Origin of the sequence: Chryseobacterium sp. MMO-72 (assembly GCF_037146035.1) — a bacterium.
Taxonomy (GTDB): domain Bacteria; phylum Bacteroidota; class Bacteroidia; order Flavobacteriales; family Weeksellaceae; genus Chryseobacterium; species Chryseobacterium indicum.
This window is the reverse complement of record NZ_JBBCWG010000016.1, coordinates 82447-93804: the sequence shown is the minus strand read 5'-3', so window position 1 is coordinate 93804 and position 11358 is coordinate 82447. Positions and strand designations below refer to the sequence as shown.

The window sequence follows — 11358 nt, the reverse complement described above, 5'->3', positions numbered from 1 at the left end:
CTCCATTGTATGTTTGTCTGACTCACTCAAAGTTTTGACGCTTTAGTTTTTCCTTACTTGGTTGTTATATTGTATGTCAATGATCTTCATTTCTTCCGCTTCCTACAAAACCCAGTATCTGTCGTTTTCGTTTCGTATTTGCGAGTGCAAAAGTAATAACTTATTTTGATTTGACCAAATGTTTTTCAAGAAAATTTTAAAGTTTTTTCTGTAACCTTAACTCCTCTCTAAACTCTCAATCTATACTCTCCTGCGCTTCCCCATTTAGGGACTGCAAAGATACAAATCTTTTTTATTCCTGCAAATCTTATTTTATATTTTTTTTAAAAAAAGTTTAAAATAAAACCCGCTTCAATCTGTAGCTTTAAAAAGACTTTTACCGTCTTCCTTCAGGATTCATTAAGTAATATTGCTTAGCTAAAAGCTCTTCTGCGCTTACTGATTCTCTATCGTTTTTCAGTGGGGCAAAGATAAGGGCTTTATTCCTTACAATACAACTTTTGTTAACATAAATTTCATATTTAATTCATATTTAATCCTAAAGCGCTGAGTGACTGGGAGAATAATTTCTGAAATTTTAAACCATTGTTTGGTTTGCAGGTGGAAAAAGCGGAAGTAAGGAAGAATGATGACTATTTTTCTTACTATATATAGTAGCATTCTTTACTAATTGACTTTATTTTACTATTGGAATCTTCAATTACAAATTGAATTCTATCATATATATAATATGTAATAAAAAATCCCGAGAAATTTCCCGGGATCTACAGTTTAAAAATTTATAGTGTCAGTTTACTATTTTTTTGCTTTTTCTTTTAGCTCTTCTTTGTCTTTATCGGAAGGATTCCAAACTTTTACATCTGCGTTTTTATCAATTCCGGATAAGATCTGCACATTAATTCCATCACTTGCTCCCAATTTCACGTAGACTTTCTTAAATTTACCGTCTTTCTGCTTCACCTCAACGAAAGGAAGGTCTTTTCCGTTTTTCTTTTCGTACTGTACTAAAGATTCATCCAAAAGCAAGGCATTTTTCTGGGAGTTCAGAACAATTTCTCCGTTGGCAGAAAATCCTGCTCTGATATATTCATTATTCGGATTGAAAACATCTCCTTCAACAGGAAATTTAATGGTTCCGTTATTATCTTTTCCTTTTGGAGCGATCATGGTTAATCTTCCCGGAAATGTTTTATTCTGAAGTGCACCGATCACGATGTTCATATCCATTCCCTGCTTTAATTTTCCAGCCTGAGCTTCATCTATCTCTCCCTGAAAGATCAAAGAATTCAAATCTGCAATGGAACAGATGGTTGTTCCGGCATTGAAAGAGTTGGCTTCAATAACCTGACTTCCCACTTTTACAGGAACTTCAAGAACGGTTCCTGAAGCTTTTGAGCGAATTTGTGTTGTTGCCAAACCCTGTAATTCAGGAGTAGATCCCGTTTTTGCGATCTGTAAGGCTTTCTGAGCTGTTATCAATTGCTGCTGTGCGTTTCTCAGAACCTGTTGTGTAGAATACAACTGTTGCTGTGCATTGAGAAATTCCTGTTTGGAAGCGACTCCCTGCTTGTAAAGTCTTTCCTGCATTTCAAACTGTTTGCGCATATTATCCACATTCAGCTTTGCATTGCTGATCTGGAGCTGCTGATTGCTGACATTCTGCTGCGCATTATTTACCTCAGAAAGATTCGGAACAATTCTTACAGTTGCAATTAACTGTCCTACTTCTACTCTATCTCCTTCGTCTACCAAAATTTTATCTATAATTCCGGCAATATTGGGCTTGATTTCGATTTCTTCTTTGGGAACGATTTTTCCTGTTGCCATCACTTTATCCTCCATATTCTGAACAGACGGTTTTCTGGTAAGGAAAGCCTCACTCTCTTTAGAATTGGACTTTACAAGATACCCGATTCCCGAGAACAGCGCCACTGCAAATAAAAGCCCCAAGATGATATAAATGGCTTTTTTCCAAGTGAATTTCTTTTTCATATATAGTTTATTTTTTTATTTAAATTATTTTATTCAGTTCTTAAAGCTTCAATTGGTCTGATTTTAACGGCTCTCTGTGCAGGAATCATTCCGATTATCAATCCTAAAACCACCATCACTGCCATTGCTGCAAATACGTTTCCGTAGTTAACTGTAGGATTGTAGAACGGGAAGGAATCCTGTCCTTTTGTGGCAATATCCAAAATCATCAGTACAAAAATTCCGAAAATAAAGCCGAGTAATCCGGAGGAGAGTGTAATAACCACACTTTCCAGCAGAATCTGGTTTCTTACTTCTGAAGGTTTTGCTCCTAAAGCTCTTCTGATCCCGATCTCTTTGGTTCTCTCTTTTACTGTAATTAAAAGAATGTTGGAAATGGCAATAACTCCGGCAAGAATGGTTAAAGTTCCTACAATGATTGTGAGTAACTGCATTCCGGATAAGAACCCCGTCAGCTTTTTAAATTCTTTACCTAAATTAAAACTTCCGAAGGCATTGGTGTCATCCGGAGAGACTTTATTTTTGGCTTTAAGCTCCTGTTTTACTTTTTCTTCTACTGAATTTACATCTACATTCGGTTTGCTTACAATCGCGAACATATCAATATTATCCGCCGCATTGTACATTTTTGTGTAGGTGGATAACGGAATGAAAACCGAACGGTCATTTTCAAAACCTCCGTTTTTCTTGATTCTGAATACTCCGATCACATTAAAGAAAATTCCTTTTATATTAATGGATTTTCCCAAAGGATTTTCGTTCTTTTTTGAATCGAAAAAGTTCTTGTAAATTTCTTCTCCTATTACCGCTACATTTTTATTCCCGGAAACATCGGCGTCGTTGAGATATCTTCCGAAGATCAGTTTCTTTTCTGAAATTTTATTTCCTACCGGATAATCTCCCGTTAAAGAATACGTTCCGCTTTTTCCGTTTCTGGACATTAATTCTCCGGGTGTTCCGGTAAAGCTTCCTCTTGAATTCTGAGGCGATATATAATCAATATCGGTGATTTTTCTTTTTAAAATATCAATATCCGAAAGTTTAAGATGCATCTGTCTTCCTTTCGGGAAACCGTCATAAGGAATGGATGTATTTTGCGCCCAAAGGAAAATAGAATTGGTGGCAAAACCTGAAAACAGCTTATCAAAACCATTTTCCATTCCTTTTGCAGCACCCAGCAAACTAACATACAAAAACATACCCCAACCTACTCCAATCATGGTAAGAAAGGTGCGAAGCTTATTATTTCTCAAGGAATAATAAATTTCCTGCCAAGTATCTTTTTTAAATATAATGTTCATTTGTTAATGTCTGTTTCTTTTAATAATGTCAATAGTTAAATTCACTTGCTAAACAAAATTCACCATTCACCATTCACCATTCACTTTCTTTCATCATTCCGTTCTCAATGCTTCAATAGGTTTGATTTTTGAGGCTCTGTACGCGGGAACGAATCCTGCAATCAGTCCTGAAAACACCAGTGCAATAAATGCGGCTATAATGTGTCCCCATCCTACACTCGGATTTTTAATGAAGTATTCTTCCAGATTATCTCCTATTAAGTATAAAGCCAGAACGCCGAGTCCCACTCCTATTAATCCTGAAATTACGGTAATCACCACACTCTCCTGAACGATAAGCGCAACAATACTTTTTGGTTTTGCACCAATTGCTTTACGGACTCCGATTTCTTTGGTTCTTTCTTTTACGATGTACACCATGATGTTACTGATCCCAATAATTCCTGCCGCCAAAGTTCCCAATCCAATGAAACCTACAATTCCTGTAAGTACTGCCATAAAAGCAAAAGTGTCGTTCATATTCTGGGCATTGTTCCAGACTCTGATCCCGTTTTCGTCATCAGGTGCTACATTTTTTCGGGCTTTTAATCGTGATTTTAATTCATCACCATATTTAATTGCCTGTTCCGGTGTTAATTTGTCGTTGTATGCAATGTAATTGATGCTTACGGTATCCGAACCTTTCTTCATTTGCTGCAAAGTGGTGATTGGTACGGTAATATGTCTTTCGTCCCAGTCTCCGCCGTCGTCTGAGAAAACACCTACGACTTTAAAGATTGTCCCATTGATATTTAATTCTTTTCCTACCGGATTTCCGTTTTTTATAAGGTCGCGCTGAACCATTCTTCCGATTACCGCAACATTCTGTTTTCTTTCCAGATCTGTCGGGGTAAGATAGCGACCTTCGAGCATTTTTCTGTTTTCGATGATCTGCTCTTCGGGTTTTGCTCCGTTAATCTGATAATTTCCGCTTTCCTTGCCATATTTTACCAGTAAATTTGAGGTATATCTCGGCGTGGAACTTCCTACTTTTTTCTTGTCAATATTTACGAGAAAATCGTAATCATCATTGTTCATCGTCACCATACGATCGGATTGAAGCCCGTTGTAGGCAATCGTTGTTTTTCCGGTTGCAATAGAAATGAGATTCTGTGCATCTCTTGCAAAACCTTGTGTAAAGGCATTTTGCAGCCCTGTTCCGATTCCGAAAAGAACAATGAAAATAAATAATCCCAAAGCCACAGTAAAACCGGAAAGTACCGTTCGCAATACATTACTGCGAATGGAACTGAATATTTCCTGCCAACGATCTAGATCGAACATAGTTTTTGTTTTTTACTTTGTAAAAGTGAATAACTTCTCTGTGAATTTTCTCCGAAGTCAATTATTTTATGTCAATGTTTAATTGATTATTCACTGTTCACTTTTTAATCATTCCACTTAATAATATAAATGATGTCTTTATTAATTTTCCAATTTTGTCAAGATCTTCAATTTTTGCATAACTGCTTTCCACAATCATATCAAAACATGAGTCTAATTCTATTACAGAACCTCTAGCTATTTCGAAATATCTTTTCCTTTCCGATTCAGATTTTCTTGAACAGCCTTCCGTAATATTTAAGACTACTGAAGTTGAAGCTCTTCTTATTTGGTCTGTTAAATTAAACCTTTCGCTTTCCGGAAGTTTAGGAAGAATTTTATAGCATTCAATCCTTAATTCTCTGGCGGATTTATAAGCATCAAGATTATAATGATTCAGATTTAAAAACATTTTTTCTTTTTTTCGTATTCATTTGTGTCATTTGTTTTTATGTCAATTATCAGTTTTGTCACTCTAAAAAATTCACTTGCAAAGCAAAACTGACCTTTCACCATTCATTTATAAAATAATCTGTTTAATAAACTCATCACTTTCAATAATGCCGTCCCGAAGCACCACATTTCTCTTTGTTTGTGCGGCTACATCAGGTTCGTGGGTTACCACAATGATGGTTTTCCCTTCGTTATTAATGTCCTGAAGCAGTTTCATGATGTCGTGCGTGGTTTTGGAATCCAGTGCTCCGGTCGGTTCATCGGCTAGAACCACTTTTGGATCGGTAATCAAAGCTCTCGCAATGGCAACTCTCTGTTTCTGTCCTCCGGAAAGTTCGTTCGGTAAATGATTTGCCCACTGAGCCAGTCCTACTTTTTCCAGATATTCCATCGCTTTCTGATTACGCTCTTTTCGCGGAACATTTTGGTAATACAACGGAAGTGCAACATTATCCAAAGCAGTTTTATAACCGATAAGATTGAAGGACTGGAAAATAAATCCTAGAAACTTACTTCTGTACTCGGCAGCTTTTACTTCAGATAAATGTTCAATCGGAACTCCGTCCAGCTCATACGTTCCGGAATCTTTTTCATCGAGAATACCAATAATATTAAGAAGTGTGGATTTTCCTGAACCCGAACTTCCCATGATCGATACAAATTCGCCTTCGGAAATGGTAAGATTAATTCCCTTGAGAACGTGTAGCTTACTCTTCCCTGTATCGTATGATTTATGTAAATCCTGAATTACTAACATTAAGTGGTGTATGTTTTTTATACCCAATAAGTAGACAGAATTTTTAATTTGTTACGAATATTGAAAAAATCTTTATTTAATTAATTGTTTAGCCAAAAACGCCTTTATTTAAAGCGCTTTTATTTTTTTTGTTTAATAAAATCCCACGAATAATCAGGTTTTTGTTAACATAATACTTTGTAAGTCAATATTTAAGGGGCTTTCATGTAAATGTGGAAAACTTTTAAGGCTAAAACTCAACGAATTAGTATTTCGCCCTTTTTATTACAGTTCTTTTTTTCGAACTTTGTGCTTGCACAGATCAAAAAATAAATCGCTTCGGTGGTTGATAACTTTCACACATAAGTTACACCAAATCAGAATATTGATTATTTTTTGAACGTTATCCACATTGATCTATTTATTTTAATTTTTTAAGACATTTTTAATATGGGAATTTTTGATAAGAGAGTAAGTTACAAGCCATTTGAATACCCTGAGGTTCTTCAATTTGTAGAGGCAATCAACAAATCGTTCTGGGTTCATTCCGAAGTGGACTTTACTGCAGATGTTCAGGATTTTCATTCACAGTTGGAGCCGCACGAAAAACACGCTGTAAAAAATGCACTTTTAGCCATTGCACAGATTGAGGTGTCTGTAAAGACATTCTGGGGAAATCTGTACACTCATCTTCCAAAGCCTGAACTGAATGGTTTGGGAGCTACTTTTGCAGAATGCGAATTCCGTCACTCGGAAGCATATTCCCGATTGCTAGAAGTGTTGGGATATAATGACGAGTTCCTTAATGTAGTGGAAATTCCTGCCGTAAAAAGCAGAATTGAATTCTTAGGAAACGCCTTAAAACATGCGAATTCTGCAACACCGAAGGAATATGTTTCTGCATTATTGCTTTTCAGTATTCTGGTAGAAAACGTTTCTCTTTTCTCACAATTTGCCATCATCCTTTCTTTCACAAGATTTAAAGGATTTATGAAAAATGTTTCTAACATCATCGCATGGACTTCTGTAGATGAGCAGATTCACGCTAACGCAGGAATTTTCTTAATCAACAAAATCAGAGAAGAACAGCCTGATCTTTTAACAGACAGCGATATCGAAGATATTTATACTCTGGTTGATGAATCGATCGAAAGAGAAGGTGATATTTTAAGCTGGATCTTTGAATTGGGTGAAATCGACAATGTTTCTAAAGAAGATCTTTTAAACTTCATGAAATACCGCGTAGACGACAGTTTAAAGAAAATCAACATGAAAACAAGATACAACGTAACTCCGGAACAGTACAGACCAATGGTTTGGTTTGAAGAGGAAGTTTTCGCCAATTCTATGGATGATTTCTTTGCGAAAAGACCAGTAGATTATACAAAGCACGATAAGAGTATTACTGCGAACGATTTGTTTTAAATTTTATGAGTACCTATTTAATTAATTATTATTCAAAATCTTCAAATAGAAATCTAAAATTAGAAACAACTATAAAAGAAATCTCAGATCAGTATATTGAAGTTTTTCCAAATACATGGTTTATTACAACTTCAGAAATATCTGTTCAAATAAATTCTTTTTTGGCTACAACTATTGAAGAAGGAGATCAGTTGTTAGTTACAGAAACAACTGGAGATTGTTCTAGTACTGGTTTAAAAAATAATACAATTGAATTTTTAGATACCTATGGTTAAGATAAAATTAATTAGATTGAGAGCGAAGCGAGCGTCGAAACAGATAGTATTAGCGATGTCATGCTGAGCCTGTCGAAGCATCTCAAAAACAATAATTCCTTAATATTATTATTTTAATAAAATTTAAAATAATTAAGAACAGTTTAAGACGAAAATTCATGAATAGATTGCTTCGTTCCTCGCAATGACAAATAATTAAATAAAACAAAATTCCTGAGCCTTCAAACCGCTCGGGAATTCGAAAATATACAACAACAATGGAAGAACAAAACAACAACATATGGTGGCTCAATGAAGAGTCTGAGCAAATGCTGAACAGAGGTTATTTGCTGAAGGGTGAAACTGTAGACGGAGCCATCGACAGAATTACCACTGCTGCTGCCAAAAGATTATACAAGCCGGAACTTCAGCCTGCTTTCAAGGAAATGATCACGAAAGGATGGATCAGTTTCTCATCTCCTGTTTGGGCAAATATGGGAACACAGAGAGGTCTTCCTATTTCGTGTTTCAACGTTCACATTCCGGACAGCATTGAGGGAATTACCCACAAAATGGGCGAAGTCATCATGCAGACCAAAATCGGAGGCGGAACTTCGGGATATTTCGGGGAGCTCCGTAACAGAGGAACTGCGGTTACCGATAACGGAAAATCTTCGGGAGCGGTTTCTTTCATGAAACTGTTTGATACGGCAATGGACGTTGTTTCTCAGGGTGGCGTAAGAAGAGGGGCTTTTGCAGCTTATTTAGACATCGACCACGGAGATATTGAAGAATTTTTGTCCATCAAAGACATCGGAAGTCCGATCCAGAATTTATTTACGGGAGTTTGTGTTCCGGATTACTGGATGCAGGATATGATTGATGGCGATATGGAAAAACGTAAAGTCTGGGCAAGAGTACTGGAAAGCCGCCAGCAAAAAGGGCTTCCTTATATTTTCTTTACCGATAACGTTAACAGAAATAAACCACAGGTTTACAAAGACTTAGGACTTACTGTAAATGCAAGTAATCTTTGTTCTGAAATCATGCTTCCTTCTACAAGAGAAGAATCTTTCATCTGCTGTTTATCTTCCATGAACTTGGAATTGTATGATGAATGGAAAGATACGGATGCTGTGAAATTAGCAATCTATTTCTTAGATGCTGTTTTATCTGAGTTTATTGACAAAACAGAAGGAAACTATTATCTTCAGGGTGCAAGAAACTTCGCAATGCGTCACAGAGCGCTTGGTTTAGGAGTTTTAGGATATCATTCTTACCTTCAGAAAAATATGATTCCTTTTGAAAGTTTTGAGGCTACACAATTTAATGCAAGAGCGTTCAGAAGAATTAAAGAACAGGCAGAGCAGGCTTCAAGAGAGCTTGCCAATATTTACGGAGAGCCGGAATTGCTGAAAGGTTACGGATTAAGAAATACGACAACCATGGCAATTGCGCCTACAACGTCAAGTTCGGCGATTTTAGGACAGACTTCTCCGGGAATTGAGCCGTTTGCTTCGAATTATTATAAAGCTGGTCTTGCGAAAGGAAACTTCATGCGTAAGAATAAATATCTTGCAAAATTACTGGAGGAAAAAGGGCTTGATAACGAAGAAACGTGGAGAACGATCATGTTGAATCACGGTTCGGTACAACATTTGAAGGAGTTAACGGATGAAGAGAAAGCAGTGTTTAAAACATTCAAGGAAATTTCTCCGATGGAGATTATTTCTCAGGCAGCCCAAAGACAACAATACATTGATCAGGCGCAGTCTCTGAATCTGCAGATCCCTTCTACAATGCCGGTAAAAGATGTGAACTATCTTTATATCGAAGCATGGAAAAAAGGTGTAAAAACCCTTTATTATCAAAGAAGTTCTTCTGTTTCTAAAGAAATGATGGTAAATTTTGTTACCTGCACAGCTTGTGAAGCATAAGATACTCAAATAATAAACATTACATATTCAATCGGGCACGCTTTTTCAGCGTGCTTTTTTATGTTAAGAAAAAATTAATATTACATTAATTTCATGATCTGTTATAAAATATGCTGAATAATCTGCCGTGAATAAAGGAAACATACAAAGACTATTCTTTACAGAAAAATATTTCTGATTTCAGCATTGATTTTCAATTGACAGTAAAATATATTTTTTTCATACATTTGTAAAAAATAACACAAAAAATTATTTCAAACGAATATTATGCGAAAATATTTTCAAGTTAATGGATTTATCACATTAATTCTATTCACTTCTTTTCAGTCTAATGCTCAGGTAAAAATCTCCAATTCTTCTGGAACCGTAAATTCGGAAAGCATCTTACAATTAGAAAATTCATCTAACAACAAAGGCTTTCTGCTTACAAGAATTGCTCTTCAGTCCACCACTTTAGCTGCTCCGATGAATGCTCATGTTGCGGGAATGATCGTTTATAATACAGCAACAGCAGGCACTGCACCCAATAATGTAACTCCGGGAATGTATTATAACACAGGATCCGGCTGGGTAAAATTATCTGCAAAAACTCCAAAAACAGGAGACATTAAAAACGGATTTCAGGCAGCAGACCATAATGGATGGTATCTCCTCAACGGAAGAGCAATAAGCACTTTGAGTACAAATGCCAGAGCCAGAGCTACAGCCTTGGGCTTTACCACCAATTTACCGGATGCTACAGACCGTTTTCTTAAAAATACAGGCGGTACAGACAATCTAGCAGCAGTTTCCGGAGCTGATACTTTTACTTTAATACAAGCCAATCTACCCAACGTAACCTTCACAGGAACAACAAATACTACAGGAAGTCATACGCATACGTATACAGACAACCCTTTAAATTCTACTACAAACGGCGTAGTATCCGGAACCAATAATCCTATTTCTGATACATCGAGTGTAAATGATACAACAAGTACCGATGGAAATCATACCCATAGTTTAAGTTTTACTTTGGGAAGCAGCCAGCCTGTAAGTATGCAGCCAAATAACATTATTACGAACGTATTTATCTATTTAGGAAACTAGTATGAAGACAAAATTTTTATATACATGTATTGCTGTATTTTTATTTGTTGCACACAAAGCCCAAGTGGGTATTGGAACTTCTAATCCGTCAAATTCTGCTGTTCTGGAACTGAGCAGTACCAATAAAGGTTTTCTGATGAATACTGTCGCACTTACTTCAACCACGTCTGCAGCACCTTTCGGGAGCAATGTGGAAGGGATGTGGGTATACAATACCGCGACAGCAGGAACATCTCCCAATAATGTTATTCCCGGTTTGTATTATAATGATGGTACAAAGTGGGTTTTAATGTCCATTAATAATGATCTTCCTAAAATCGGTGATCTAAAATCCAGTATGGCAACAACCGACCATGACGGATGGTTTCTGCTTAACGGGAGAAATATTTCCACCCTGCCTTCAATCAGCCAGACCAATGCAGCGGCTTTAGGCTTCAGTACAACACTTCCAAGTTCAAGCGACCGGATTTTAAAAGGTAAAAATACTTCTGAGGCAGTATCCTCAACAGGAGGAAGCAATTCTTTCTCCATCGCACAGGCTAATCTTCCGAATGTAAATATTACGGGAACTACGGCTTCTTCGGGAGCGCACACCCACAGCTATACCAACCGAGGCGTAAACTACTGGAACTATAATGCAGGCAGCATTAATACAACAAGAACAATTGATACAGAAGTAAGAACTACGGCTGCCGCAGGAGATCACAGCCACACAATTTCCGTAGCAAGCGGAGGAACCAATACCGCGATTACGCAATATCCAAAACATCTGGTTGTTCAGTATTTTATTTATCTAGGAAAATAACACA

At 36.7% G+C, this 11358-nt stretch carries 10 protein-coding genes; 5 read left to right on the top strand and 5 right to left on the bottom strand.

What is annotated here, in order from left to right:
* Positions 1-795: 795 nt before the first annotated feature.
* The 5 genes from WFH39_RS18440 to WFH39_RS18420 all read right to left on the bottom strand — a co-directional run bounded on the left by WFH39_RS18440 (position 796) and on the right by WFH39_RS18420 (position 5865).
* A complete protein-coding gene (locus tag WFH39_RS18440; RefSeq protein WP_336690949.1) occupies positions 796-1992 on the bottom strand; it encodes an efflux RND transporter periplasmic adaptor subunit in 1197 nt (398 codons plus the stop codon).
* A gap of 29 nt (positions 1993-2021) precedes the next feature.
* Positions 2022-3293: an ABC transporter permease gene (locus WFH39_RS18435; RefSeq protein ID WP_235129838.1), complete on the bottom strand. Its 1272-nt coding sequence runs from the start codon at positions 3291-3293 to the stop codon at positions 2022-2024.
* A gap of 93 nt (positions 3294-3386) precedes the next feature.
* Positions 3387-4616: an ABC transporter permease gene (locus tag WFH39_RS18430; protein WP_235129837.1), complete on the bottom strand. Its 1230-nt coding sequence runs from the start codon at positions 4614-4616 to the stop codon at positions 3387-3389.
* Positions 4617-4713: 97 nt separating this feature from the next.
* Positions 4714-5067: a four helix bundle protein gene (locus tag WFH39_RS18425; RefSeq protein ID WP_108411579.1), complete on the bottom strand. Its 354-nt coding sequence runs from the start codon at positions 5065-5067 to the stop codon at positions 4714-4716.
* A gap of 108 nt (positions 5068-5175) precedes the next feature.
* The gene (locus tag WFH39_RS18420; protein ID WP_336690948.1) at positions 5176-5865 is read right to left on the bottom strand and encodes an ABC transporter ATP-binding protein; all 690 of its coding nucleotides are present in this window, start codon (positions 5863-5865) and stop codon (positions 5176-5178) included.
* Between the two features lie 429 nt (positions 5866-6294).
* Between WFH39_RS18420 and WFH39_RS18415 the strand changes: the two genes are divergently transcribed.
* The 5 genes from WFH39_RS18415 (at position 6295) to WFH39_RS18395 (ending at position 11354) form a co-directional block, all read left to right on the top strand.
* Positions 6295-7269 (top strand): ribonucleotide-diphosphate reductase subunit beta, encoded by a 975-nt coding sequence (locus WFH39_RS18415; protein WP_214590651.1) that lies wholly within the window; start codon positions 6295-6297, stop codon positions 7267-7269.
* Positions 7270-7274: 5 nt separating this feature from the next.
* On the top strand, positions 7275-7544 hold the full coding sequence (locus tag WFH39_RS18410; RefSeq protein ID WP_235129835.1) for a hypothetical protein: 270 nt from the start codon (positions 7275-7277) through the stop codon (positions 7542-7544).
* Between the two features lie 236 nt (positions 7545-7780).
* Entirely contained in the window at positions 7781-9460 is a 1680-nt protein-coding gene (locus tag WFH39_RS18405; RefSeq protein WP_256038072.1) for a ribonucleoside-diphosphate reductase subunit alpha, read from the top strand.
* A gap of 267 nt (positions 9461-9727) precedes the next feature.
* On the top strand, positions 9728-10549 hold the full coding sequence (locus tag WFH39_RS18400) for a hypothetical protein (RefSeq protein ID WP_336690947.1): 822 nt from the start codon (positions 9728-9730) through the stop codon (positions 10547-10549).
* 1 nt (position 10550) lies between these two features.
* Positions 10551-11354 (top strand): hypothetical protein, encoded by an 804-nt coding sequence (locus WFH39_RS18395; protein ID WP_336690946.1) that lies wholly within the window; start codon positions 10551-10553, stop codon positions 11352-11354.
* The last annotated feature ends 4 nt before the right edge of the window (positions 11355-11358 follow it).